We start from the raw sequence: 25,550 nt of genomic DNA on the forward strand, positions 1-25,550 counted from the left end.
CTCTTTCCTTAAATTTTTATAGAGATTCTATTTTGCAGAAATGCCTTTTGCTCTTTTATTATAGCTGATTCCTACTGCAAGTATTTTACCTGAATATCGGGGTTCCTCGCCCAATTTGCCCCTAAAGCAAAGTGCATAATTTTTATTTTTTATTTGCTGTATTGCATCTTCGGGCGTGCTGTCTATTTTTAATTCAAGAATGATCGCATCAGCATGACGACGTTCCGGATAAAAAACAAAATCAACAAAACCCTTACCCGCTTTATCTTCACGTTCTACGCGGTATTTATCCCGTGCAGACAGATAAACCAGATTAACTACGGCTGATAATTCTGTCTCATTATTATATTCAAAAATAGGGGACTCCGTATTATGCACAAACTCCAATATCTCTGTCATTGTATCCGTGTCATGGCTAAGTGTAGCCCGCAGCATTCTTTCGGATTCCCTGGCTAAACGGTACACATAGCCAAGCCCCTCGTTTGACAGCAATAACTGATTAAATTGCTCCATTAGTTCCCTGTTTGGAATAAACATCTCCATCCTCATAGGTGAGGAGTCCGTAAATGACCATCGCTGAATAAATCTGCGCCTTTGTGTTTAACTCTTTGGCTGTTGCAGCGTATTCCTGCATTTTTGCGTTCACACGTTCACCGGTAATCATTAGAATAAAATCTTCACGGATTTCTTCTACATTGTCTTTGATATAATAAAAAATCTCATCGTAGGGTCCCGAACTCGTCCAGTAATTTCTTAATTGATTATTTGTTAAAGCGCATACTATAGAACGAGGATTATATACCTGCCTGCCGCTTGCTGTATGATATCCATTATACCATAAACGTAAGTCTTTGCGGGAAATTTTCGGATTATTAATGTTTTGTTTGTAAATATTGTAAAGGTGATCGACCTCTGAATCCAAAAATCCAAAATATTCGCTGAAGCGTTCTGAGGTAGCAATATCGTATTCTAAAAACATGTTAAGTTCCGAACCGCTGGAATATTTTGCAATTGGAAGTACTCCGGTCATATAGGCAAATTCTACGTATACCTGACCTTTTAATAAATTTTTTAAAAATTCCAGGTATTTTTCCTGCTCAGAAGGTGTAATAAAGGATTTATGGAAAATAGCATCCCATTCATCTATTATAAAAATGAATTTATCATTCGTGTGTTGAAAAATATTTAAAAGATTATCCCACACTGCGCCTTCTATATCAATAGCAATTTGTGGATAAGCCTCTGCCAAGTCGCGGTTAAGCCCATTCTGAAAACGGTTAATGTATGATGTATAGCTCTCACAGTCTCTTGGCATTCGGCTGAAATCAATGAAAAATATATTGTGCGTATTTAGGTGTGCTGTATATTTTTTATCCTTCAATATTGTCAGATTATGAAATAATTCTTCTGCGTCTGCTGCTTTGCATAAAAATGCTCCAACCATATTAGCCATAACGCTTTTTCCAAAACGTCTTGGTCTTGTAATACAGTAATATCGGTCTTCTGTGCCAAATGCAGGGATTAATTCACCTAGCAAGTCGGATTTATCTACAAAATATACTCCTGCTTTTGTTGCCTTGTATGCTTCAAAAGGTGCAGGACTATTTAAAAACATTCCCATATTTGAAAACCTCCTGGTTTTACACCTCATTTAAATGTATTAGTATATCTTATTGCCATCATATCATATTTATTTTTGTTTTTCTATGCATAAATAGAATTTGTTATACAGTTCCTTAACTGTAATATGTATTAAAGTGTACTTTTCTGGACAGTTCGCCGGCAGGTCCGGAGAGTATATTTTTTGCACTCCTGAAAGCTTCAATATTATAAAAAAATAATGAATAATTATGCAGGGAAAAGGATGTCCCTGACCAATTTCAAGGAGGAAAAACTATGAGAATCCAACATAATATTACAGCTTTAAATTCACACAGAAATTTAACTAACAATAATTCTTCTTTAACAAAGAATCTGGAGAAGCTGTCATCTGGTTACAGAATCAACCGCGCTGGTGACGACGCTGCCGGACTTGCTATTTCCGAGAAGATGCGTGCTCAGATCACTGGTCTGCAGACAGCTCAGAAGAACTCCGAAGACGGTGTTTCTCTTGTTCAGACGGCTGAAGGCGCTTTGACAGAGGTTCACTCCATGCTGAATCGTATGGTTGAGCTGGCTACTCAGTCTGCTAACGGAACTTATTCAAGCGCTAACCGTGCTGAGATGCAGAAAGAGGTCGTTGCTTTAAGAGAAGAAATAGACAGAATCAGCAACACTGCTAACTTTAATGGAACTACTTTATTCTCAAACCTTGGCGGCGATACAAAAGAAGTTGCTATTCATGCTGGTGAGACATCTAAGACTGATAATCAGATTAAGATTACACTTAAGTCAATGAGTGCAAGTTCTATGTCAGCTAAGATTGGTAATAAGACAGAAACTATCGATCTTACGACAGATGTAGATATCTCAAAAGCTAGTTTAGCAAAAGATTCCATTGATAAGATTAATACTGCTATTGACATTATTTCTTCTCTGCGTTCCGATTTCGGTGCATTGCAGAACCGTCTGGAGCACACCATCAACAACTTGGGTGTTCAGACAGAGAACTTATCCGCTGCTGAGTCCCGTATCCGTGACGTTGATATGGCTAAGGAAATGATGGCTTACACCAAGAACAACATTCTGGTTCAGGCTTCTCAGGCTATGCTTGCTCAGGCTAATCAGGTTCCACAGGGAGTTCTTCAGTTGTTACAGTAATTTCAATTTAATGATTACAGGAAAGCGCCGGTCCATTGGATGGGCGCTTTCTTTTTTCCACAGGAGGAATAGAACCAATATGTATATCGCACTTACTATATCTTTACTTGCATCAAATCGCACAGCTTCCCTGGAACGATGCCTTGATTCCATAAAACCGCTTCTTGTAAAAATCCCATGCGAATTGATCATCGTACTGACAAACACAGATGCAGATGTAAAAAAAATTGCGGAAAATTATACGCCTCAGCTTATACCCTTTAAATGGTGCAATGATTTCTCTGCCGCCAGAAATATCGGCTTAAAATCCGCACAGGGGGAATGGTTCCTGTACATTGATGATGACGAATGGTTTGATGATGTAGACGAGATCTGCCAGTTCTTCCTGAGTGGTGAATACAGGCATTACAACAGCGCCCACTATATACAGCGCAATTATCAAAATTGGGAGGGCACAAAGTATTCTGATTTTTCTGCATTTCGGATGATAAAGAGAATTTCTGCAAGCCATTTTCAGGGAGAAATCCATGAAGAATTAACGCCTCGTATAGCTCCCTGCAAATATTTCCAGACCTTTGTACATCATTATGGTTATGTAACAGACAGCGCTAACTCACCAAAAGCTTTTCGGAATATACCTATGCTTTTGCAGTCCATTGAAAAACATCCAAAACAGGTTAAAAATTATATCCAGATTGCTAAGGAGTTTGGTTTGGAAGGAAACTGGAAAGCAGCCGAAAAATACTGCCGAATAGGGTTAGATATTTGCCAAAAATCTAAAGATTCATATTCAATGGGATGGCTTCAGGCATACCTGGCGTATCTGACAGGAAAAGCGCCGGGGAAAACTCCGGCAATCCAAGAGATTATAAATATTTTGAATGAGGAAAGTCCTTCTGAGCTCGTCAGGCTGATTCTGTACCAACAGCTTATCTATCTTTATTTCGAGGCACAGGAATCAGAACAGGTCGTCCGGTACGGATGGAAATTTGAAAATTTATTGGACGAAATGGACAGCCAAGCGTATCTCTGGAAAGAACAGAGTTACGGAGAATTCTGTGAAAATTATGTAAAAAATCCGGAACGCTTATTTGGAACAAGAGCGGCTTGCGTTGCCAGTGCATTGGAACTCCAAGAGCAAAAGAGCGCCGCATACTTTCTCAAACGGTTTCCGTGGGATACAGAGGAGATTTTGGGCAGATATTATTCTGATTTTGAAAAATGGAAAACAAAATATGCTGCTCCTTACGTTCAAATTCTCTTTGAGATATTACAAGATATAATGATTAGCTTTAATATACCCGAAGTTTCCTGTATTTATAAATATCCGGATATACAAATTCCCATCTATCTTTTACTTCAAAAATCGCTGGATTCTTTGAGCAAAGAAATAAATACAGACGGTTTGAACTTATTTATATACTGTATACTGCACACAGACAACGCCTTTCTACAGCAGCAATTATTTAAGGAAGGAATCCGCCATCAGATAAATGTAATGCCTCTTGCGGAAAAGATGGATTTAGATACATGGAATATCTGTACTGCAAAAGCGATAAAAGAACTTTCGTATGATTTGAATAACCAACTCTGTATATGCGAAGCTGAACTCCATGAGAAATATTATCTTCACAGCCTTTGCTTGAAAAGGCACCGGCTAGAGCAAAAATTAAACAAAGGCTTCCTTCGCTGGCCAAAACTGATTGAAACATTAGAAGAATACTGTCTGTGTACCCTGGATTTTTATAGAGGATTGTACCGAAAAGACTTACTTTGTGAGGAACGGATTGGTCTTTTGCCGTGTGAAATTCGTTTTTCAATGACAGTCTTAAATGCATTGGAAAAATTAAAACAGGAAAAGATGGCAGAAGCGGTGCGTTTGTTCGGTGATGGAATTCACATTTATCCGGATATGACCGGTGTAATCACAGAGGTGTTCCGCCAGACAGCACGCCGAATGGATAATCCCATGCTGCATGCAGGAAATGAATTTCTTCAGCTTGCAGAAAAGATGAAGGAAACATTAAAGATTCTGATGGATGCAAATCAGACGTCACAGGCATCCGAAATTTTGGCGCAGCTTCTTCCCTTAATGCCGGAAGACTTAGAACTAATATGGACAAATCAGGAATTAATAAGGAGGGCAAAATTATGCGCATACAGCTAACTATTTCTCTACTGGTATCTGATCGTATGGAGACGCTTGGAAAGTGCCTGAACTCCCTGAAGCCGCTTCTACGTGAACTAGACACTGAATTAATCGTTGTATTTACCGGTAAAAGTGACGAGACGCTCGCACTGGCGCAAAAATATACTTCTCATATCATTCCTTTTACCTGGTGTAACGACTTCTCAAAAGCACGAAATGCGGGACTTAAAGAGGCACGCGGGGAATGGTTTCTCTATCTTGATGATGATGAATGGTTTGATGATACTGGAGAAATAATAGATTTTTTTAAAAGCGGCGAATATAGGCATTACCAATCTGCCTTTTATGTTCAACGCAATTATCTGGATTTGGAAGGAAAACGTTACTCTGACACAGATGTCGGCAGAATGTGTCTGTTGACCCCTGAGACCGAATTCATTTTCCCGATTCACGAAAATCTGGCGCCTTTTCACAAGCCAAATAAAAAATTAACAGCCTTTGTTCACCATTTTGGTTATGCAAGAAAAGAAAAATTGGGAGAGTCCGAAACAAAAACAACCCGAAACCTTTCCCTTTTGCTGGCTATGCTTGAAAAAAATCCGAATTCTGCACAATGTTATATGCAGATTACACAGGAGTACAGAAGCGTAGGGGAGCCTGGCATTGCAGTTGAATATTGTCGAAAAGGACTTGCCCTTGCCAGACAGGAAAGCCGCATTTACAATTATGAGCTATGGATGCAGGCAAACCTTCCGCTATTAATTTCTTATACCGGTGATAAGCGGCTTGCACTAGATGAGGGCGAGCGTATCCTAAATCACCCACGGACCTTGGAAGTGGGAACGCTTCATCTGTGCGTGACACTGACGGCGCTGTGCAGGGATTTGAAAGAATTCAGAAAAGGTATTAAGTATGTTAATTTATACCGCAAGCAGCTTCTTTATCTTTTAAATCATCCTGAAAAAGCCGAACAGCAAAGAGCAGCAGAAATCACTCTGGAAAGCATTGCAGCAAAGGAAGTCTCTGTATATATGGAAGGATTATTTCTTACCACAAAGGCAGATGACTTTCCATGTGCCTGCCAGATTATGTCCTGGTTTCCGTGGGAAGATGAAGACCGCATCCTTCCCCAATATCCCCGTCTGGAAGCATGGAAAAAGGATTATAAAGGAAAATATGATACAATTCTAAGGGAATATGACCGATTAAACACAAATAACCCCTATGTCTGTATTCAGAAGGCTCTTTACGCAGAACATCAAAAGGATTTTCAGAGAACAAAAGGCTTATGGGAAATCTGCGCTCAGAACTGCCCGCCCGGCTTTCAGTGGGAATTGATTGAAATTGCTGTGCGCAACCAATTTTCATTGGAAATATTGCTTAAAAGGATGTCTCCAGAGGCGTGGAATGAATATACAGAGGCAGTAACAGAACGCAAAGAATGGGAGGAAATGAAAAAATTTTATCAAAAAATCATGCCGTTATTGGAGACATGCCCCTTCTATGCAAGAAAATTGGAACAATCTTTTCTGGAAAAGCTGCTGACAGGGGAAATGCTGAAGCCTGCTAAATTGATAGAATTGTTAGAACAATATTGTCGGAGTGTCTGCAGCGATGCAAAATTTGTGTACAGAAAGGAGGCCCTTGAGAATCCTGAGGCTTATGCCCTTCCTGCCAGATATCGATTCGCCGCAAGGCTCAAGGATGCTTTGGGTCTTTTACAGGAGGGGACGTTTGCTGAGATTTTTATGTTATTAAAAGATGCCATTCATATCTATCCTAAGATGTCGGGGGCAGTTGGACAATTGCTGCGGAACTTGGAAGAAGATATACAAAAGCCTAAGCAGCCTGTATCGGAAGAATTTATGGCGCTTGGCGGGCAAGTGAAGCAAGTTCTTCGGGGATTAATTAGTGCGGGCCAATGGGATGAGGCGTATGGAGTCTTGGAACAGTTGCAGGCGCTTCTGCCGGATGATTTTGAGGTTCTGCGGATGAAACAAGAGGTATTGCGGCAGGGGGGAAATTTATAGAAACGGGGGGGGGAATCGGCTAATGCCGATTTCTTCCGATTTTAAAGCTAAATAGAGATACCCCGCGGAAATGCGCGCCGTTTGGTACTGGCATATCCTTCATGGTATCTCTATTTATCGGGGGAATACCCCTTCCCGGAATACTAAGCTAATAAATCTGTATAATCCATCTCCTCCATGACTTTTTTAGGGTAAAGATTGGATCGTCGTTAGATAAACTCAATTCATAAAATTAAAGTTAATTTTCTGTTGCCCTAATTCAAAAATTGATCATAATAATTATGTTTTAGCATAGTTACATTATAATATGGAGCGGAGGAAAACAGGTTATTAAGCTCATTCTCAAATCCTCTTTTCTTTTTATTCATCAAAGTATTCATTGCTATTCTTCCTCAATGTATCACTTCAATTTATTAAATTCCAGTAATCGATTAATTAAAGACTTTACTTCATCATCATTTACTTCTACATCAACAATAATAATAATATCGTAGTAATCTTCATTTCTAAAATTTTTTAATCCACCAAGTTCATTACAGACATAATAATCGTTAAAATCAACCTCGCCGTCTATTCTTCTATTATAGTTAATTCCAAATTTTAATATATCTATTGCTTTATGCTTATATTTATCCAAGTGTTTCAAAGCATATCTTAAACAATTATTAATTATTGGGTTGATGGAGCGATATGTAATAGAATCAACTTGTTTTTTTCTTCTACCAATATTCCCCATCTTAAGCTCATAAGGTTTTATTTCAAATATTGAATTAAACAAGTCATCATTGTCTAGCATTATTTCCAAATATTCATCTTGACAAAAAATACAATCTTCTGTAGCATAGTGGCCATTTGTAAAAAACATATTGTATGAGTCATAAATATTGTTGAACAGTTCTACATCATTCATACTTGCAACAAGACGAGCAAACTCTATCCCGTTTTCAAAATGAATCCATGTTATACCTTTATCTTTTCTAAATTCAAATTGATTATGAGACCATTTCAATTTTATTCCATATTCATCGTGAAGATATCTAACACCATTAACTGAATGATATTCAACTACATAATCGAGGAAGTTTTTACCAAATTCATCAGTTTGAGTAAGGATAGATTTCCCATCATTTGTAAGCAACACATCAAATTCATCCTTATATAATTTCGGATCATCTAAATATGCGTAATATCTAAAACCTTTATTGAAGGGTACATTTCCCTTTTCAGCAGGTAATTTATACGCATCTTCATATAGTAACCGAGCCAATGAAATACCAAATATTTTTTCCAAAGGGATAATAAAATCGTATTTAAGTGATCTTTCTCCTTTTAACATTTTTGAAAAGTTAGATTTTTCTTTGTCTGCAAATTTATATGCTTCTTGTCCTTTAATTCCTAATTCATGAGCAATATCAACGAGTAAATGACTATACATTCTAATTCCTTTTAATTCCATGTAACGGTCAATATTACTTTTTAAATTTTCCATATCTTAACCTCCACATTCATTGTGTTTACATTGTATCACGAATTTCGTCGTTTTATCAGTCATTCACGACAACTTTTGTGGTCTTTTTGGTTTTTATTATAATTTATGTAAAAACGTATATAGTCAAATTTGACAACACATTTTTAAATTTTCCGTCCAATTTTATGTTACTGTATCAAGCAACATAAAATTAGAAATATCTTTCACATACCAATCTTTTCTATGTACCATCAAAAGCACAAATATAATCTCATACATCTGTTCCTGCGCCAGATGTCTTATCAAGGTATTCATCATTTTGATATTCCTCGTCATTTGGCGTACAAATCAAATACCACCATCCCGGATATTTCTTTACCCATTCAAAAAGTCGGAGCATTTGTCTATCCCTATTCCTTATCATGGTTTCTCTCCTTGAAAGTATTTGTTTAAAGAAGTTCAAAAATCAAATTCGCTCCCAACTGTATTCCCAACTCTGTATACACTTCTTGATTAGCAATAATGGCCTTGCATATTATGTCATAGACATTATCTTTTTTCTCTCCATCTTGATAAAGATTTTCTAAAAATCCCCAAAGGGACGCTTCATCTCTTTGAAATTCCTCATTTCCTGCATATTCATCAACCTTTTATTCTCGAAATCAAATATAGAAACTGCTTTTACTATCAAATGTGGAATTTATTTTCACCTCTCTTTTCATGCATTGTCTTTTTCTTTTTTTCATACCCTTTTCATCTTTTATATGTTTAAAAGCAAGGCAATCCCTAAATTATCTCTGTTTATAATTGCATGCTCCATATATCTTTCCCACTTCTCTTTCTGCATAGCTTTTCCCTTGCATATATGGTTCACAAAATCAATATTGTCTGCAATCAAGAGTACAATCTCTTTCATTTCGGATGACAGCTTGTTCAGCTTTTCTATACGGCCAATTTCTGTTTCGTCCATAGCATTGTTTCCTTTCTTCCTTTATTAAATTATTCTATGGAATGATTTCATTCCAATATTACAACGTTTCTACTGTAAAATCATTAACGAAATAAATTTATTCCAAAAATATTTGAGAAAGGAAAACCATTATGTCCTCTGTTATCAATCAGGATATATCCATAGGCTCAAATTTAAAATCCTTACGTCTTCGTAACAAATTATCTCAAGAAGATGTCGCTGCACAATTACAGGTAATGGGATTCACGGTGAGCCGTGAGATTATCTCCCAGATGGAATTAGGTCGTCACAACATCCGGGTAAGCGTTCTTTTAGCTCTTAAGGAACTTTATCACGCTACCTTTGATGAAATCTTTGCTGATTTATCTTTCCGATAAATGCTTTTAATATCTCCGACCATCATAAGCTCCGTGAAATCTCCGACGCCGTATATTTGGAACATGGGAAAAGTATCTAGAACGATGCAAAGTTTTACGGTGGGAAGAAAAAGAATACCGGATGAAACAAAACGGAGGGCTGTCACATCGGGAGCTACTGAAAACAGATATTAATACCGCACTTGCACAGTCCGCCAATTTCAAAGTCTTTGAAATCCGCTTAAAAGATATGAGTTATGAAATATACCGTGACAATAATTTCCCCCCATTATTCCGTAAAAGGGACAGACCGGCAGAGGGCAGTCTGCTTAGACAGGCTAGGGAAAGAATACACGCCCGAAGCAATCAGGGCAAAACTTCTTAATAACCAGCGGCATATTGGCTATATCCCGTTCCACAAGTCGAAATATACGCCACTCCTTACGCTTGAAATCGAGTACCGTAAAAATACAGCACATGGACGGCATACAGATAATTTTCGCCTTTGTAATTGAACTGTGCAGGCTAATCACGGGAAACAATATTGCTCCCGAAACTCCCCGCCCCCTATCCCCCGCTATGATGCAGGAAATTGTAAACTTAAATAAAACGCTGAAAGAATACAAGTTCCTATGTGAGAACAACATTGATTCTCCGCAGGATCTTGTTTCTTTAATCGGCGAAAAGCGTGAGCAGATTTCCGATTTGAAGCGACAAATCCGGCTGGCACAGCCATGTGAAGGTGGACATTTACTTCACGGTAGTAGGGATGATAGATATTCCCACCGGAAGATAAATCCTTGCCACGATGGAAGAAATACGGAACACCCCGCAGGACTTCAAATTTGTGGCGTAACAAAGAGATACGGTGTAACCAATTTTAGTTGCACCGCATCCTACATAAAAACATCCTTATCTGGCGACAATAAATAGTATCCTACCTTTTTCGCACACTATTAATCCAGTACCAAATTCGCCGCAAACACTCATATCCCAATAAACAAAAGAACTGCCAACTCGCATAACTTTCCCTAACTCCAATTGCAAAAAATATAATATCTTATTTCTCTTTCATTATTTACCATTAAACCATCCTCAGTTTTATAAATCCTCATTTGTCGCCCCAAAAATCTCTAAAAAATAAGTAATAAAAGGTGGCATAATTGCTGCAACTACAGAAATAAAAATATTCATATCATTACTTCCGATATTCGAGTTATATGTATAAGCTACTATAATAATAGCCATGCCATACACTACCCATATTTTCCAATGTTTTAACAAAAACCCTAACAATCGCCGCATTTTATGATACCCCCATACGTGTGGCACCTGCTGTTGAATTAATAAATGTATTTGATTTATCTTCTCACACAAAAGCTGATAATCGTATTCTCGATATATGGATTCAATTTTATTTTTTATTTCATTTACATCTTTAGAGATATCAGTTGTTTTACAAACAGTATCATCAAGATTCTTCACCTTACATTGTACTTCCTCAAAAGCACCATAGTCGATTCGCTTTAATTCAACTAAATATGCCTGAATATCTTCAATTGACTTGTAAGATGCTATCTCCATTTCAATGTTTGTAAGATGTGCTTTTATATCCGTAAGTCTTTTCATTTTACTATTTTCAATGGTTTCAAAATGCTCTAAATCATAAATTAACTTCTTAAGGTTTTGATATTGTCTATCTGCCCAAAAACGTTTGGGTTCAGACACAAGCTTTTTAAGTACATCCAAACGCATAGCTGGATTATCTAAACTGGGATCCACACCTTTTGTTTCTTCATCTTCTATTCTAACAGGTGTCAAAACCATAGTCGCAATTCCTTTAAAAACCACACCTCTATCTGTTGACCTACTGATATTCAATCTCAATTTTCTTTTTGTTGGGTTATTAATCGAAAAAAGTAACATCCCTCTCCACCCAGGATCAAGAGTGGTTGAAATATGCCCAAACCCGCTAGATACCATCTGTACTCGTGAATAAAATGCACCTGCCATATTTCCACTTAGTTTAATATATTCACGAGTCAATATTAAAACCGTATCATTAGGATATATTTTAACATAGGTATCACCTTGCTTTGATTTATGTATAGTGAGCAACCTTCGTTTTGTAATCGAATAAATAAATTCTGTGGCAGTCAAATTGTAGCCGCATCCTGTCGCATTTTCTTTCTGATAAGGAGCAATCATAAAATTAGAATCCAGCTCAGTACGCATGTTGCGAATATTAGTTCCTGTTAATTGAAAAACTCCTTCTTTTTTTTTCCATTTTAATCTATGACTCCTCTCTTGTTTACTCACTTTTGTCTTATTGACTTCTTTTTTTTTTTTTAGGTTCATTATTTTTCTGAATATCTTTTTTTAATTTCATGGTGTTTGATGCATATTTATTCTCTTTTGCATCTTTCTTTTCGACACTTTTAGATATCTTTCCATTTAGTTTATAGCCAAGCCATAATTCTAATTCATCTTTTTGAGATATAATCGGTGTATAGAGATAAGTATATGCACGTCCCAAAGCACCTGTAAAAAGTTCCTGTATCGGTCTTCGTCCTTCTATTCCATCACACATAATATGTTTAGAAGAAATACCTGAATACGGTTCCACATAGTAAACTTTAGATACACCCATAAAACACAACTTTTTTGTACATAACTCACAAGGACTAGATGTGGTAAAAAGATATCCACCTTCAATACTAACTCCGCCTTGGTCAGCTAAGCTTAAAAATGCTCTTTCTTCGGCATGTAGTGCTCTGGGATGAACCTGATTTTTACTACCAGTTTTCGCATTATATACATCTTTAAAACAGAACGGAATCCTTTTCCCTTTTCTTCGCATAACTTCTCCAGCTTGCTCTATCCTACTATCTTGACTAATATACTTTTGAAATTCATCTGTATCATCATTTTCAAAATCGCTGTATGCTTCAAGATTCCAATGCTGTTTAACCTCTTGCATATCACGGTATATACATGGAACTCGACCAAACGGCACATCATTCCATCCAATAGATCGAATTCGATATTGACTATCCGTAAGTACTGCCCCAACCTGTCGTGAAATACAACCAGAACAAACTTTAGCAGCTTGCGCAATTTGCATACATCTTTCTATAGGTGTCGGCAGAACTAATCCCGGATTCATAATCAGGGAAATATACCTAACTAGTTTTTTCTTCAAGCTCAAATTCTGTTGATTATCATTATGATTGTTGATAAAAATATCTGCCGACTCTATACACTGTTCTACATTTTGTGTAATAAAAGGTAAAATTTTTACTAAATCATCACGTTTAAGTTTGTCTGTAAGTTGTTCTAACACCGCTTTAGACAGCATACTGTTTTCATCATCTAATTCTTTATCTCTTTTATATTTATTAAATAATTTTTTAAACTCTTTTAATTGTTCAATTGTATCAATCGTTTGAATTTCTTGCAATGTAAGGCTTTTATCCGACTTTTCTAACCGATTATACCGTTCTGTTTCATCAGTATAGATAGCCGTTAAATAGTAACTTGAATATCGCGCTTTTAAATATGTTGACTCAAAAGGATTTTTAATGGAATCAATAACTACAACCACCTGTTTCGTCCCTTGATCTAAAAGCCTAAGACATTCCTCATACTTAGAAGAACCGGAAATACTGTCCCTATATTCCTTTTGGTTTTGTAAATAATCTCGCAAAATTTTCAGATATAAATTAACACGTCTTATAATTGTTAAAAACCCTTCGTCTTTAAAAAAGAGATTTTGTTGTTCTATATCATAAACAAATGGTTTTCCCCATATACGCAAATTAATTCCTATATCTTGTAGAATCATAATAGGCAAACCATGCTGAATTCTTCCAATTTTTTTTAACAGCTCATTTGCAGCTTGAGGCAAAGCATTATATGCATATTCATAAAGCATCCAATATAATAAATTATTCCATTGTTTCCTTTTGCTTTTACGAAAAATTGAATATTCCTTCATTATACTCTGCATATCGTGAAGTTTGATATGAAAAATACATCTTTGGCTTTCTTTTTCATATTCGTATTTAAACTCATATTTTCCGAGATGATATATCTCAAAAGGAGGTTCCTTACCAATTTGTGCACTAATCTTATTAACATTAGGCCAATTCATATCTTTTGTCTGTGGAAACAAGAGGTTCCATGAATCCGCTTCCGTCATAAATCCTCCTAAATTCTCCAATATTTGTTCCCAATTTAGAGAAGAATTTTTATCTTTAAGAGGGAAATCCATCATTATTTTTTTAGTAAAATACTCAGGCAAAACAAAGCTCATTTCTGAATCATAAAAAGTCTCTAATGCATTTTTATTCTTTCTCTATTTTCTACCGATAGTCTATCAAACATTTTTTCTAAGTATTCTGTAAATATATTTTTTTGACATTCCTCCAATAAAAAACCTATCATAAGTCTACTAACCTTAATCTGATAGAACGGCATCCAATTCTCTTTGGCATAATTGTAAAGAATCAGTTCCTCTGTAGCTTGGACAGAACCTTTAAGTTCTTCAGATGGCATTGGGATATTTAACTGTGTAAAATCCTGCGTTAAAATCTCTGAAACAGTGGAACATCCAGATCCAGTTCTCCCACATAACCCTAAAACAATAAAGCCTTTCAGTGAAGTAAAAAGGCTATCTGCTATTTTATAATTAAATTTGTCTTTCATAATCTCTATCTCCCTGCCTTCTTTTAGGAATATATAATATTAAATTAGACAAAAAAAGTAAGATAACAAAGCAGACCTCACCTACTTTATCACCTTACTATTGATTAACCTTTTTAATAATAACATAATTCGACATTTTCAGTCAACTACCCAGCAGCTTCTAATCCCTCATAGCCCCCGACAATATTCTTCACTTCCAAACATCTCATATTATCTCCACATTCTGTATCATAATTGGTTTCCCTGCCTTCTGACACAACTGCACCAGACTGCTTCCATCTCCGTAATACGCATCGCATAGCGCAATCGCCCGATTCAGCTCGGCAGAATCGTCATAAATCCCCCATCCTTCAGCCTTATACTGTTCCTCAAGCTGCACATATTGAAGCCATAACTGGGGCCGCATAGATTCTATGGTTGCCTTTATCAACGGATGCGGCCTCCATAATAACGCCACATCCTCAATATTCTCTTTAAATATATCAAATACGGACTGCATCTTCTGAAGCATCTTCTCCCCTTCCTGCAGTAACGCCGTAACGCTGGTATTATATAAGATTACTTTTTTTCTGCTCCCATCTGGTTTCTCAAGGATCTGCCTCCATCTTTCCGGAAGCGTATACTCCTCCTCCGATGTTTTCGCCACCTTATCCAACTTCGGGGAGCCAAGCCCCAGAATCTTCTTCTCCCAGTGGGATCTTGTATTCTCTCCCGCGGCATCCGTCAGCGCCTCTATATATGCCTTCCGCATATTCTCCGACTGCACAATTACTACATCCGCATTGAATACCCCCGGCACCGTACAAAAATGCGCAATTCCCTTCACTGCCTCCTCATTTTCTGGATCAATCTCACCTAGAACAAAGTAGGGAATATAGACCAGTTTGTCCGTATACTGCTTCAAGTTCTTAGAATAAAACTCCGGCAAAACGCTGGTCACATAATTGCAGTCATCATAAGGATTGTGAATGTAAATCATGTCCGGTCTGCGCTTTTCAAAATCATACTCCTTATAACTCATGACGGGAACATACTCAGGATACAGGTCCCCTTCATAATGTACCTCTCTGAAGCTTCCGTCAATATTTTTGTCATAGTATGGAATAGGCACAACATAAGCGTCACAATTCGGATCCTCATCCGCCGCCTTCCACACACTTTCCAGCGAATCCCACATGGAAGCTTTGTACGGCAGGAACACAGCCTCCATACGCTCAGGTATATCATGCTTCACGCTGTTCTCCATCTTAATCAGCGAGCGGCGCAACGCCTTACACACTTGACTCACATTAACTGGATTATTCTGAGAAACATCTTCATATATCTGATATGCCAGTTCACAGTAATCCTCAATCATAGGAATCGTGACAAAGTCCTCACCTTCTACCTTCTCGATAATTTCTCCCAACTGGATGGCACATTCCTGACACTGTGACAGCAGATCCAGCGCCGCCTCAGTATTCCTCGTCTCTATCGTCTTCTTAATCCCGCCATGCGCCCGGTCAAGCAATTTTATAAAATTCTCAGCCTGCTTTTTCTGCGCTTTCGTCATATATTCTTCCTCTTCCCGCTTTTGATTTCGTATCTACTCTTAATATATCGGCCATTTCTGTTATTTCTTTACCTCTCCGGCTGTATCACGCCGTCCTCCAAGGCAATACCGCCATATATTCTGAGCTAAAAAAAGAAAACCAATACCACTTCACAGATATCGGCTTCCCCTTCCACTCCTATTATTCTTCCCTTTCTCCGCTATCTTCTTCATCCTCCGTCGCCGCCTTGGCTCTCTCCTTTGCCTCTGCGGCCTCTCTTGCTTTCTCCGGATTATATTTCAGAAAATACGCGTAAATATCCACAATCGCCTGATACAACTCCTCCGGAATCGCCGTCCCAAGGTCCAACTGCGTCAGCACCGTTGCCAATGAATTGTCCTCATACACAGGCACACCGTTCTCGTTCGCCATCTCCACAATACGCTCAGCCATATATCCAAGCCCCGAAGCAACAATCACCGGCGCCACATCTTTATTCTCATCATATCTCAGTGCAACTGCTTTTTTGTTCATCACGTCCTCATATTGTGACATTGATTGAATTTCTCCTTTCAAATATCTTCGGGAATGCGGTATGTACCGGAATTGGCACCTTCCCCTGTTCAACGCCGAGATACTCCAGCTCCAGATTATTCTTGCGCATGATCTTACGAATATTCTCGCGGATATCGCTCTCATGTCCCAACAATTCCTCCGGATAATGGATCAGCATATCAATCTTCCCCTTCTCATAATACAACATCATATCGAAAAAGCCAACATCTTTCATGTCGAACTTGATCAGGAGCTTCACTCCTCGCTCCTTTGAGCCGGGATTGCCAGATTCCTCGTCCGGATCAACCCACATCTCTGAAAACATCGGCACACCGTCCAGAATCACCGGCAGCATCACATGCATAACCGGCATATAGACGCTCTCGTTCACCAAGACGCTTCGCATAATATTAACAAACTGTTCTTTATTCTCAATTCCGGCTTCTCCCTTCACGCCGGCCTCCATAATATTCAGAAGCTTATCCGTCAGCTCATTCTTCCCCGCCGCCCGGTCATAATCCACATTCAACAGCATATTCCGCATATCCTTGCCTGTCATACCAGGAAAATGCTTATTGAAGGTAGGGAATTCCATCAATCTCTGGAATGCCTCCACCACTTTGTCAAGGCTGCCGCTCTCATACCGCGCCGTATTGAAGGCAACCAATGTAACCAGGTCACGCAGCTTACCCAGCTCTCGGTTGTCTGCAACATATTTGCCCATATAAGGAATAATCTGTTCCTTTAACATCCGCACATTCGCGGCATTACTGTCTGTAGAATGAGGCTTTAACCGCATAGCAAGCCTTTCAAGCCCTTCACGGTCGTTGCGGAACATACGAGCCTCAATATCCTCCAGCGTACCCTTAATATTCTCAAGAATATGTTTCCCAGAGGACATATCATTATATTTTTTCCAAAAATCCAGCACGCCGGCTTTCAACTCCACTGTCGTCGCCTCGCCCATAATCTGGCGCATTACGTCAAACAATGGTCCCTGCAGACGGTTTGCCCCTGCCATCTGGCTTTTCATAAATTCATTCAGCTTCTCCGGCGACATCTCAAGCATCTGAAAAAACGCCTGAATCTCCTCCGCCGTCCCCTTGCCGATGCCGGATTCTACCAAATTCGCCATTCCGCCGAAAATCATCTTGGTCATAATCTCGCCAAGCCTGGGCACATCCCTTAGCGACGCTACAAAGCTTCCGAAATTCGACTCATAGGAAATACCTTTTTGTCCCCCGTCGTCTCCGCCCGCTTCAGTACGGCCGTCCGCCCTTCCTACACGGTTCGCCTCGACAGGGTTTTTAATACTTAGATCCTCCGCCTGTTGGGAAGGCGTCTGCTTATTCACCGTATTATTATTCTCATATGCCACGGTTGGATTCGTTACTTTTAAAATATTTGACATTTTTTCACCTACTCTATAATTTACTCTTATCCTTTTCCGCCATCATGACGATATACATAAAAATAATACTTTTTAACATATTATAATTAACATTATTAGATAAGGCGGTACTAAGATTATGGATAACATGCTTGAAATGTATCTTTATGAGACAAACACTCTTATGGAACAGCTTGATGAACTCTTAATAGAAGCGGAAAAGAATGCAACGTTCACAACGAATGATGTTAATGAGATTTTCCGTATCATGCATACGATTAAAGGATCGTCTGCAATGATGGAATTCTCTACGTTGATGGAGATTGCACATCATATAGAAGACTTATTCTTCTATATCCGTGAAAACGGTATGGATGCTCTTGACGAATCACACAAAAATGATCTGTTCAATCTGATGTTCCAATCAACGGATGCTCTTCGTATAGAGGTTGAAAAAATCGAAAACGATGAGCCCCTTAGCACTAATATCGACCACATCATTGCAAATATTAATAGTTTTTTGGAAAAAATCAGTTCTTCCGGAGACAAGTCATCCACTGATTCTTCCAAGGATGAGAAGGTCGAAACAGAGATGCCGGTTGCAGATGGGGAAGCAATCGCTCTTATCAATCAAGAGCTTGCCGGATGTCCGGAGAGCAGCTTACGTTACTTCATACGAATCCATTTTGAAGAAGGCTCTGGTATGGAGAATCTTCGTGCGTTTATGGTAATTACTTCCCTTAGAGAGATTGATCTGCACTTTGAACACTATCCGAATGATGTGGAGACGAATTCTGACACAAGCGAAACCATCGTGGAGAAGGGCTTCTTCATCGCAGTAGCGAACGAGGAAGACTTAGAACGTGCACTCCAGGCGATTAAGCTGCAGAACAGCATTCATTCTTATGAAGTAATTGAGAACGCAGCAGCAAAGCCAGCGGAAAAGGCATCATCTTCACAATCCGGCCCGATGACAGCGGCAGAGTCAACCAACAGCGCACCGGCAGTAAGCAGCGCTCCAACGGCCAACAATGCTCCGGCAGCCAACAGCGCTCCGGCAGCCAACAATGCTCCGGCAGCATCGGCGTCTGCCCACAACGGCGCACCTGTAAAGCAGAGCTTGATCAGCGTGAACCTGTCCAAACTGGACAGTCTGGTGGCAATCGTCGGGGAGATCGTTATTACGGAGTCCATGGTAACATCATCTCCGGATCTGCAGAACTTAAAGCTCGATAACTTTACGAAGTCAGCGCGTCAGTTACGCAAATTAACAGACGACCTTCAGGATATTGCCATGTCGCTGCGAATGGTTCCACTGTCTGGAACATTCCAGAAGATGAACCGTATTGTCCGTGACATGAAGAAAAAGCTCAATAAGGATGTTCGCCTTACCCTGGTAGGCGAGAATACAGAAGTAGATAAGACAGTTGTAGACAGCATCGGCGACCCGATTATGCATATTGTCCGTAACTCCATGGACCATGGTGTAGAGGCGACAGCCGAGGAACGTATTGCAGCCGGCAAGAACCCTCAGGCAGAGATTGTACTTTCCGCGGCTCATACAGGAAGCGAAGTTATTATTTCCATTTCCGATGACGGCCAGGGAATGAATCCCGATAAGATTCTTGCCAAAGCAGAGCGCAACGGAATCCTGACCAAGCCAGCAAGCGATTATTCCAAGAAAGAGATTCTTTCTCTCCTCCTGCTTCCAGGCTTCTCTACCAACGAAGAAGTTACCGAATTCTCCGGACGTGGTGTAGGTATGGATGTAGTAAAAAAGAACGTAGAAGCCGTAGGCGGAACGATTTCTATTACCAGTGAGACAGGAAAGGGAAGCTGTACGACCCTCAAGATTCCGCTAACTATGGCAATCACAGACGGTATGGAGGTTTCTGTAGGCAAGTCCTTGTTTACAATACCGATTGCCAATATCCGCCAGTCATTTAAGCCACAGAAGGAAGAAGTCATCCTGGATGCTAATGGCAATGAGATTATTAAGTGCCTGGATGCTTTCTACCCGATCATAAGAATACATGAGTTATATAATATTGAGACAGAAGTTACCAACATTGAAGATGGTATCTTAATATGGGTTGAGACTGCCGACAAATCCTACTGTCTGTTCGTAGATGAGCTGCTCGGAGAACAGCAGGTAGTGGTAAAGCCACTCTCACCATTCCTTGGCAACTTCAACATCAAGAGTTCCGGAATCGGCGGCTGTACCATTCTGGGAGACGGCAATATCAGTCTGATCCTGGATATCAGCAACTTATACGCGGCGACTCAGCAATATTAAAGTGTACAGAAAACTGGAGGAATAATTATGTCAGCAGATACAGCAGTAAATACAGCAGCGAACGAAGTTATGGAGGATGGTACACCAATCTCTACAGAACGTTTCTTAACATTCAGTTCTGACGGGTTAAACATTGGCGTCAGCACGAACTACGTTATTGAGATCATTACGAATCATGCAATTACCATGGTTCCCCTTGTTCCGGATTATGTCAAAGGGATCATTAACTTACGTGGGCAGATTATCCCGATTATTGATATCCGCCTGCGTATGGGAAAACCTGCAATCGAATATACATCTTCAACATGCATTATCGTGTTGAACATTAATTCCGTTTACATTGGTATTATCGTAGATGCAGTTCAGCAGGTAATGGATATTGATCAGGACAGAATTGCACCTGTCCCTGTCGAGAACCAACAGGAATTAATTAGCGGAATGATTTCTTCATCCGAGCGTTCAGTCATTCTCTTCCTGGATTGCGAACAGCTTGTTCAGTCATACTAACTAATACAAAGGAGCCAGAACTATGTTAACTCTTAATGACCGTGATTTTCAGACATTGATAACGTTTATTCATCAAAACTATGGAATAGACTTGTCAAAAAAACGCCAGTTGATCGTCGGCCGTCTATCAAATACGATTGTCTCCCTGGGATTTTCTTCCTTTGGAGAATATATTGATAATCTGGTTACGAATAAGAGACCGGAAGACCTTGAACTGATGCTGAATAAACTAACAACTAACTACACCTTTTTTATGCGCGAGGGCGCTCATTTTGAATTATTCAAGGATACCATTCTTCCCTATCTTGTAGAGACTAAAAGGGATAAGGTACTTAGTATATGGAGCGCCGCCTGTTCTTCTGGAGAAGAACCTTACACAATCTCTATGATCCTGAAAGAGTTCTTCGGCTCCAAGGCGGCTGCATGGGATACCAGGGTTCTGGCAACCGACATTTCCCAGAATGCCCTTAAGGCTGCGAAGAATGCGGTCTATGATGAAGAATCGTTAAAAGAGCTCTCTCCCGACTGGAAGTCCAAATACTTCCGACCTACCGGCGAGCCGGGTACCTTTACCGTGGCGCCAGAGATTAAGTCCAACGTAATCTTCCGGACCTTTAATCTGATGGATCCGATTCGCTTCAAACTGAAGTTCGATGTAATATTTTGCAGGAATGTAATGATTTATTTTGATCAGCCAACCAAAGATGCGTTGGTACAGCGTTTTTTCAACGCAACTAACCCTGGCGGTTACCTTCTGATCGGCCATTCAGAGAGCCTGAATAAAACCACAACGCCCTACAAATATCTGAAACCTGCTACTTATCGGAAAATTTGATAATTTTGAAAACTATAGAGGAATGGGCTGCTTTTGATGTTTCAGAAGCGGCTTTTCCATGGTTATACTACAACAAAAATGGATACGCAGTATTGGCGTAAGAAAGGAACCTTTTATGAATAACAAAGTTAAAGTATTAGTCGTTGACGATTCTTCTCTATTTCGGCAGGCGCTTATTCAACATTTGTCTTCACAACCCGGCATAGAAGTAATCGGCTATGCTATCAATGCCTATGATGCCAAACAGAAGATTCCTCAGCTAAAACCAGATGTGCTTACCCTGGATGTGGAGATGCCAGGTTTGAATGGAATAGAATTTTTGAAGCAGTTACTTCCTACGAATCCTCTTCCGGTGGTTCTTGTATCATCTCTGAACTTAAGTGTATTTGACGCGCTTTCAGCCGGTGCAGTTGATTTCGTGCGCAAGCCGGATATGACTGTCCGTAATTCAAAGGAAACCTTCTTTGAATCGCTCACAGTGAAGGTTATGACAGCCGCCAAGGCAAAAGTCCGCATCAGCCAGCCTGGAGCAGCAACGCCCAATTCTCCGGCACCTGCTCCCGCTCCTGTCCCAACTCCGGCAATGGCTGGAGGCGCAGTTCGTCCACTTGCACCACAGGGTACGGCAAGACCTATGCCATTTCCAGCGCTGTCACGCAACGTTCTTGATTCTACTATTATCGGACTGGGTGCGTCTACAGGGGGAACAGAGGCAACCCTGGAAGTATTAAAAAGGCTTCCTGGAAATATTCCTGGTATCGTTATCACTCAGCATATGCCGGAAGGCTTTACAGAGATGTATGCACAACGTCTGAACCGCATCTGTAATATGGAGGTACGTGAGGCGAAGAACGGTGATGTCATTCATCCGGGGCTTGCCCTAATCGCCCCAGGCGCAAAGCAAATGGAGGTTGTTCGTTCCGGACGTAATTACATCGTTCAGTGTCGTCCTGGCGCTAAGGTAAGCGGCCACTGTCCTTCTGTAGACGTCCTGTTTAACTCCATTGCTGCAAATGTAGCCATTAACAAGGTCGGTATCATTATGACTGGTATGGGACGCGATGGAGCAGACGGACTTCTAAAGATGCGTCAAAACGGTGCATTTACCATCGGACAAGACAAGGATTCCTGCGTCGTATATGGTATGCCTATGGTGGCTTATAATATCGGAGCAGTATGCACACAGGCTTCCTGTGAAAATATTTCCAATGTCCTCATGAATCATCTTAAGGGTGTTAAGTAACTTTGTTTTTAGTGTTATGAATCCCGAAGTTGTGCCGATATTCATAATATAACAAGATAATAACGTCACAAAATTTTATAAAAAGGAGTCCAGTATGAAAATTTCAACTAACAATAATGTGATCAACAATTTCACAGACATGCGTATTCATACCAAGGAAAATTCTGCTCCTTCTGTAGTTTCTAACGACGAACACAACTTCGATGCTATTATTATAAAGTCTGACCCCAGACAGATAGAAGAGCATACGTTTGCCAAGTCACTTGCCCGGCAGTTGTCTTCTGAGATTAAGAATATGGCATCTGCAGATAAGGTTCACAATCTGCAGAATCAGGTTACCTCGAACACGTATCATGTCGATGCCCATGCCATAGCAGCCCGAATGCTGTTGCTGTAGGAGGATAGACAAGGGATGAATGATTTTACAGATTTTAAGAAGATTATAGAAGAGTTGATTGCTCTTTTTGATCATTTAATTCCAATAGAACAGGAGAAGCTTGATGCAGCAATTAAGAACCGAGTTACGTTTGTTGAGGATTGTATGCATAAGGAGCAGGCTGCTGTTCTTCAATTACGCGGATTGGAGCAGAAGCGGGAGGCGGAACAGATACGTCTCGGTATGAAAGGATATACATTCCGGCAGATTTTGGAGCAGGCGCCGGAAGAAGCGACTGCTGTTTTGGATCCTTTATTCAAACAGCTAGGAGAGCGGGTTCGTACTTTTCAGTCCATAAGTGAAAGTGCACGGAACATTATTGAGGTGAATCTCCATGTAATCCAGTCAGCTCTTGCCGCGGAAGGTCCTGGAAAGACTACTTATTCTGCTACAGGTCAAAAAAAAGATGATAATAACAAGCGGAACCACTTTACTAGTCGTTCCATTTAATACTCTCGCAAAACTTATACCGTATATCTCTGAATTTATACTTTGCTGGACGTAGTCCACCCACCCGAAGGGTATGCTTTACGGTGTGCCCTTGGGTATACATTAATGGACGAAGTCCACGTATAATTATTGGGATAGAGTAAACGTTATAAGGCTTGCGGATATAGATCAGAAGGAGGAATTGTTATGATACGCTCTACATTTGCCGGATTCACCACCGCACAGCTCGGTATGGCTGCCAGCCAGCGTGCTCTGGATGTTGTCGGTCAGAATATTACCAATATTAATACCCCTGGATATACCAAGCAGCGTCTTGACCTTGCCAGTCTGAATACCCAGAAGGGTGACTTTTACAACGCCAAATCCAACATCAAGGTTGGTTTTGGTGTCGAAATAACAGGGATTTCCCAGTTACGCGATCCCTTTCTGGACGCACAGTACCGTTCACAGATCAGTAAGCTTGGGACTACGGATGCACATGCAGCCGGTTTTGAGCAACTGACTCCTATCTTTGATGAAGCTACAATGGATGGCGTTCGTGCCGCTTTCATCTCCCTCACCAGTTCACTGAGTACACTTTCTACTCAGGTAGGTAATCAGGAGCATGATACAATGGTACGTTCCAATATGCAGATTCTTTTGAATCTGTTCCGTGAGAATTCGGTCAAACTTCAGGATGTTCGGGAAGATATGCAGATGGGTTTTGAAGTTACTGATATTGCAGATCTGAACAGTATGCTTAAGAATATTTCCGAATTGAATACTAGCATCAAGAACAGTCAGGTGCTTGGCAATCCGGCTCTTGAGTTACAGGATCAGCGGAACCAGTTGTTGGATGAACTTGGAAGTTATCTTCCGATTTCCGTTAAATATAAGAATCAGGAGGTAGGTCCAGGACAATATGTAGAAATCCTGAACGTAGACTTTACAGATACGGAAGGCGTAAAACACTCCCTGATTTCAGATGGCTTGTACGGTCAGTTTGACGCGGATGTATTGAACCAGCCTGTACAGTTGACTCTTTTTGAGGCAAAGGGCGCAACCTCAGACGTTACTGAAGTCCTTGGTTCCGGTACTTTGAAGGGAACTCTTGATTTTCTGAATAAGTCAGGAGATTTTGACGGAACGGATTTTAAGGGACTTGGTTACTATGAGAAGGTTCTGGATTCTCTGGTTAATACCCTTGCCACAAAATTTAACGAGGCAAACGTCGTGTTGGATGAAAACGGGAAGCCAACGAATCTTCTTAACGAAGATGGTTCTGTTGTAGAATCTTTTGATAAAGACGGTAAGCCAATTTATGCCATAGACCCAAAGACAGGCGATCTCCTTGATGGAACTAATGGTAATGCCAAAGTCTATGCTTATCCATTATTTGAAACCAGCGACGGTTCTACGGAATTTACCGCAGCTAATATTAAGATTGCGACTGGATGGTCGAATGGTTCTTACGGTATCCGACCGTCTAACAATTACGTCACAGTTGACAAAGACACGGGTTCCACAGCCAATGAGAATATCCTTAACATGGTCAAATTGCTGGAAAAAGATATCTCATTTTCCGCTAAGAACTCTGCCGGAAAAGATATTACTTTCTATAAGGGAAGTTTCCATGATTGTTTTGCTAATATTGAGGCAACCCTTGGTATTGATTATAAATCAGCTAACACTATGCTGGCCAATCAGATTTCCGTTCTCAATGAGACGGCGAATTCCAGAGATGCCGTATCCGGTGTGCAGTTGGATGAAGAAGGTATGGATTTGCTCCACTATAACCAGTCTTACAGCGCAGCAGCCAGATTTTTAACGACGTTGGATGAAGCTCTTGACAAATTGATTAACGGTACCGGCGTAGTCGGAAGGTAA

24 protein-coding genes are annotated in these 25,550 nt (G+C 40.0%); 13 read left to right on the forward strand and 11 right to left on the reverse strand.

The window, feature by feature from the left end; all coding sequences use genetic code 11:
- Window positions 1-27 precede the first annotated feature (27 nt).
- Both GN277_RS31075 and GN277_RS00260 read right to left on the reverse strand, forming a co-directional pair.
- Window positions 28-513 carry a PD-(D/E)XK nuclease domain-containing protein gene (locus GN277_RS31075; protein ID WP_322101233.1) on the reverse strand — a complete coding sequence of 162 codons (486 nt, stop codon included), beginning with the start codon at window positions 511-513 and terminating at the stop codon, window positions 28-30.
- Complete coding sequence (locus tag GN277_RS00260; protein ID WP_322101234.1) at window positions 500-1,621, reverse strand: AAA family ATPase; 1,122 nt, start codon at window positions 1,619-1,621, stop codon at window positions 500-502. Before GN277_RS00260 ends, GN277_RS31075 begins: the two co-directional genes overlap by 14 nt.
- A 275-nt stretch (window positions 1,622-1,896) precedes the next feature.
- On the opposite strand from GN277_RS00260, the gene GN277_RS00265 reads away from it, so the two are divergent.
- From GN277_RS00265 to GN277_RS00275, 3 genes are all read left to right on the forward strand, one after another.
- On the forward strand, window positions 1,897-2,760 hold the full coding sequence (locus tag GN277_RS00265; RefSeq protein WP_159748874.1) for a flagellin N-terminal helical domain-containing protein: 864 nt from the start codon (window positions 1,897-1,899) through the stop codon (window positions 2,758-2,760).
- Between the two features lie 79 nt (window positions 2,761-2,839).
- Window positions 2,840-4,927 (forward strand): glycosyltransferase, encoded by a 2,088-nt coding sequence (locus GN277_RS00270; protein WP_159748876.1) that lies wholly within the window; start codon window positions 2,840-2,842, stop codon window positions 4,925-4,927.
- Window positions 4,912-6,939, forward strand: a complete 2,028-nt coding sequence (locus GN277_RS00275; RefSeq protein ID WP_159748878.1) for a glycosyltransferase — start codon at window positions 4,912-4,914, stop codon at window positions 6,937-6,939. Before GN277_RS00270 ends, GN277_RS00275 begins: the two co-directional genes overlap by 16 nt.
- Window positions 6,940-7,339: 400 nt before the next feature.
- On the opposite strand, the gene GN277_RS00280 is transcribed toward GN277_RS00275, so the two are convergent.
- The 3 genes from GN277_RS00280 to GN277_RS00290 all read right to left on the reverse strand — a co-directional run bounded on the left by GN277_RS00280 (window position 7,340) and on the right by GN277_RS00290 (window position 9,377).
- Window positions 7,340-8,428 (reverse strand): hypothetical protein, encoded by a 1,089-nt coding sequence (locus tag GN277_RS00280; protein WP_159748880.1) that lies wholly within the window; start codon window positions 8,426-8,428, stop codon window positions 7,340-7,342.
- Between the two features lie 250 nt (window positions 8,429-8,678).
- Window positions 8,679-8,831, reverse strand: coding sequence for a hypothetical protein (locus GN277_RS00285; RefSeq protein ID WP_159748882.1), 153 nt, complete (start codon window positions 8,829-8,831; stop codon window positions 8,679-8,681).
- A gap of 336 nt (window positions 8,832-9,167) precedes the next feature.
- Window positions 9,168-9,377 (reverse strand): hypothetical protein, encoded by a 210-nt coding sequence (locus GN277_RS00290; RefSeq protein WP_159748884.1) that lies wholly within the window; start codon window positions 9,375-9,377, stop codon window positions 9,168-9,170.
- Between the two features lie 131 nt (window positions 9,378-9,508).
- On the opposite strand from GN277_RS00290, the gene GN277_RS00295 reads away from it, so the two are divergent.
- From GN277_RS00295 to GN277_RS00305, 3 genes are all read left to right on the forward strand, one after another.
- A complete protein-coding gene (locus GN277_RS00295) occupies window positions 9,509-9,754 on the forward strand; it encodes a helix-turn-helix transcriptional regulator (RefSeq protein WP_159748886.1) in 246 nt (81 codons plus the stop codon).
- A gap of 121 nt (window positions 9,755-9,875) precedes the next feature.
- Window positions 9,876-10,118, forward strand: a complete 243-nt coding sequence (locus tag GN277_RS00300; RefSeq protein WP_159748888.1) for a hypothetical protein — start codon at window positions 9,876-9,878, stop codon at window positions 10,116-10,118.
- Between the two features lie 92 nt (window positions 10,119-10,210).
- Window positions 10,211-10,666, forward strand: coding sequence for a hypothetical protein (locus GN277_RS00305; RefSeq protein WP_159748890.1), 456 nt, complete (start codon window positions 10,211-10,213; stop codon window positions 10,664-10,666).
- Window positions 10,667-10,834: 168 nt separating this feature from the next.
- Here GN277_RS00305 and GN277_RS00310 read toward each other — a convergent pair whose 3' ends face one another.
- The 6 genes from GN277_RS00310 to GN277_RS00335 all read right to left on the reverse strand — a co-directional run bounded on the left by GN277_RS00310 (window position 10,835) and on the right by GN277_RS00335 (window position 17,938).
- On the reverse strand, window positions 10,835-12,091 hold the full coding sequence (locus GN277_RS00310) for a dCTP deaminase domain-containing protein (RefSeq protein WP_159748892.1): 1,257 nt from the start codon (window positions 12,089-12,091) through the stop codon (window positions 10,835-10,837).
- On the reverse strand, window positions 12,060-14,048 hold the full coding sequence (locus GN277_RS00315) for a hypothetical protein (RefSeq protein ID WP_159748894.1): 1,989 nt from the start codon (window positions 14,046-14,048) through the stop codon (window positions 12,060-12,062). Before GN277_RS00315 ends, GN277_RS00310 begins: the two co-directional genes overlap by 32 nt.
- Window positions 14,049-14,068: 20 nt before the next feature.
- Window positions 14,069-14,440: a hypothetical protein gene (locus tag GN277_RS00320; protein WP_159748896.1), complete on the reverse strand. Its 372-nt coding sequence runs from the start codon at window positions 14,438-14,440 to the stop codon at window positions 14,069-14,071.
- Window positions 14,441-14,645: 205 nt separating this feature from the next.
- Window positions 14,646-15,992, reverse strand: a complete 1,347-nt coding sequence (locus tag GN277_RS00325) for a hypothetical protein (RefSeq protein WP_159748898.1) — start codon at window positions 15,990-15,992, stop codon at window positions 14,646-14,648.
- A gap of 181 nt (window positions 15,993-16,173) precedes the next feature.
- Window positions 16,174-16,527 carry an EscU/YscU/HrcU family type III secretion system export apparatus switch protein gene (locus GN277_RS00330; RefSeq protein ID WP_159748900.1) on the reverse strand — a complete coding sequence of 118 codons (354 nt, stop codon included), beginning with the start codon at window positions 16,525-16,527 and terminating at the stop codon, window positions 16,174-16,176.
- A complete protein-coding gene (locus GN277_RS00335; protein ID WP_159748902.1) occupies window positions 16,514-17,938 on the reverse strand; it encodes a hypothetical protein in 1,425 nt (474 codons plus the stop codon). The genes GN277_RS00330 and GN277_RS00335 overlap by 14 nt, the downstream gene beginning before the upstream one ends.
- 118 nt (window positions 17,939-18,056) lie before the next feature.
- Here GN277_RS00335 and GN277_RS00340 point away from each other — a divergent pair, with 118 nt between their 5' ends.
- The 7 genes from GN277_RS00340 (at window position 18,057) to flgK (ending at window position 25,550) form a co-directional block, all read left to right on the forward strand.
- A complete protein-coding gene (locus tag GN277_RS00340; RefSeq protein WP_159748904.1) occupies window positions 18,057-20,213 on the forward strand; it encodes a chemotaxis protein CheA in 2,157 nt (718 codons plus the stop codon).
- Window positions 20,214-20,240: 27 nt separating this feature from the next.
- The gene (locus tag GN277_RS00345) at window positions 20,241-20,720 is read left to right on the forward strand and encodes a chemotaxis protein CheW (RefSeq protein WP_159748906.1); all 480 of its coding nucleotides are present in this window, start codon (window positions 20,241-20,243) and stop codon (window positions 20,718-20,720) included.
- Window positions 20,721-20,742: 22 nt separating this feature from the next.
- Entirely contained in the window at window positions 20,743-21,555 is an 813-nt protein-coding gene (locus tag GN277_RS00350; RefSeq protein WP_159748908.1) for a CheR family methyltransferase, read from the forward strand.
- Window positions 21,556-21,670: 115 nt separating this feature from the next.
- Window positions 21,671-22,798 carry a protein-glutamate methylesterase/protein-glutamine glutaminase gene (locus GN277_RS00355; RefSeq protein WP_159748910.1) on the forward strand — a complete coding sequence of 376 codons (1,128 nt, stop codon included), beginning with the start codon at window positions 21,671-21,673 and terminating at the stop codon, window positions 22,796-22,798.
- A gap of 94 nt (window positions 22,799-22,892) precedes the next feature.
- Window positions 22,893-23,195 (forward strand): flagellar biosynthesis anti-sigma factor FlgM, encoded by a 303-nt coding sequence (locus GN277_RS00360; protein WP_159748911.1) that lies wholly within the window; start codon window positions 22,893-22,895, stop codon window positions 23,193-23,195.
- Window positions 23,196-23,210: 15 nt separating this feature from the next.
- Entirely contained in the window at window positions 23,211-23,684 is a 474-nt protein-coding gene (flgN, locus tag GN277_RS00365; RefSeq protein ID WP_159748913.1) for a flagellar export chaperone FlgN, read from the forward strand.
- Between the two features lie 186 nt (window positions 23,685-23,870).
- Entirely contained in the window at window positions 23,871-25,550 is a 1,680-nt protein-coding gene (flgK, locus tag GN277_RS00370) for a flagellar hook-associated protein FlgK (protein ID WP_159748915.1), read from the forward strand.

Source organism: Sporofaciens musculi, from assembly GCF_009830285.1.
GTDB lineage: Bacteria > Bacillota > Clostridia > Lachnospirales > Lachnospiraceae > Sporofaciens > Sporofaciens musculi.

Excerpts from the sequence above, each read along its gene's own strand:
- GN277_RS31075 (WP_322101233.1), bottom strand. The coding sequence starts at position 513 with ATGGAGCAATTTAATCAGTTATTGCTGTCAAACGAGGGGCTTGGCTAT.
- GN277_RS00260 (WP_322101234.1), bottom strand. The coding sequence starts at position 1,621 with ATGGGAATGTTTTTAAATAGTCCTGCACCTTTTGAAGCATACAAGGCA.
- GN277_RS00265 (WP_159748874.1), top strand. The coding sequence starts at position 1,897 with ATGAGAATCCAACATAATATTACAGCTTTAAATTCACACAGAAATTTA.
- GN277_RS00270 (WP_159748876.1), top strand. The coding sequence starts at position 2,840 with ATGTATATCGCACTTACTATATCTTTACTTGCATCAAATCGCACAGCT.
- GN277_RS00275 (WP_159748878.1), top strand. The coding sequence starts at position 4,912 with ATGCGCATACAGCTAACTATTTCTCTACTGGTATCTGATCGTATGGAG.
- GN277_RS00280 (WP_159748880.1), bottom strand. The coding sequence starts at position 8,428 with ATGGAAAATTTAAAAAGTAATATTGACCGTTACATGGAATTAAAAGGA.
- GN277_RS00285 (WP_159748882.1), bottom strand. The coding sequence starts at position 8,831 with ATGATAAGGAATAGGGATAGACAAATGCTCCGACTTTTTGAATGGGTA.
- GN277_RS00290 (WP_159748884.1), bottom strand. The coding sequence starts at position 9,377 with ATGGACGAAACAGAAATTGGCCGTATAGAAAAGCTGAACAAGCTGTCA.
- GN277_RS00295 (WP_159748886.1), top strand. The coding sequence starts at position 9,509 with ATGTCCTCTGTTATCAATCAGGATATATCCATAGGCTCAAATTTAAAA.
- GN277_RS00300 (WP_159748888.1), top strand. The coding sequence starts at position 9,876 with ATGAAACAAAACGGAGGGCTGTCACATCGGGAGCTACTGAAAACAGAT.
- GN277_RS00305 (WP_159748890.1), top strand. The coding sequence starts at position 10,211 with ATGGACGGCATACAGATAATTTTCGCCTTTGTAATTGAACTGTGCAGG.
- GN277_RS00310 (WP_159748892.1), bottom strand. The coding sequence starts at position 12,091 with ATGAACCTAAAAAAAAAAAAAGAAGTCAATAAGACAAAAGTGAGTAAA.
- GN277_RS00315 (WP_159748894.1), bottom strand. The coding sequence starts at position 14,048 with ATGAGCTTTGTTTTGCCTGAGTATTTTACTAAAAAAATAATGATGGAT.
- GN277_RS00320 (WP_159748896.1), bottom strand. The coding sequence starts at position 14,440 with ATGAAAGACAAATTTAATTATAAAATAGCAGATAGCCTTTTTACTTCA.
- GN277_RS00325 (WP_159748898.1), bottom strand. The coding sequence starts at position 15,992 with ATGACGAAAGCGCAGAAAAAGCAGGCTGAGAATTTTATAAAATTGCTT.
- GN277_RS00330 (WP_159748900.1), bottom strand. The coding sequence starts at position 16,527 with ATGTCACAATATGAGGACGTGATGAACAAAAAAGCAGTTGCACTGAGA.
- GN277_RS00335 (WP_159748902.1), bottom strand. The coding sequence starts at position 17,938 with ATGTCAAATATTTTAAAAGTAACGAATCCAACCGTGGCATATGAGAAT.
- GN277_RS00340 (WP_159748904.1), top strand. The coding sequence starts at position 18,057 with ATGGATAACATGCTTGAAATGTATCTTTATGAGACAAACACTCTTATG.
- GN277_RS00345 (WP_159748906.1), top strand. The coding sequence starts at position 20,241 with ATGTCAGCAGATACAGCAGTAAATACAGCAGCGAACGAAGTTATGGAG.
- GN277_RS00350 (WP_159748908.1), top strand. The coding sequence starts at position 20,743 with ATGTTAACTCTTAATGACCGTGATTTTCAGACATTGATAACGTTTATT.
- GN277_RS00355 (WP_159748910.1), top strand. The coding sequence starts at position 21,671 with ATGAATAACAAAGTTAAAGTATTAGTCGTTGACGATTCTTCTCTATTT.
- GN277_RS00360 (WP_159748911.1), top strand. The coding sequence starts at position 22,893 with ATGAAAATTTCAACTAACAATAATGTGATCAACAATTTCACAGACATG.
- flgN (WP_159748913.1), top strand. The coding sequence starts at position 23,211 with ATGAATGATTTTACAGATTTTAAGAAGATTATAGAAGAGTTGATTGCT.
- flgK (WP_159748915.1), top strand. The coding sequence starts at position 23,871 with ATGATACGCTCTACATTTGCCGGATTCACCACCGCACAGCTCGGTATG.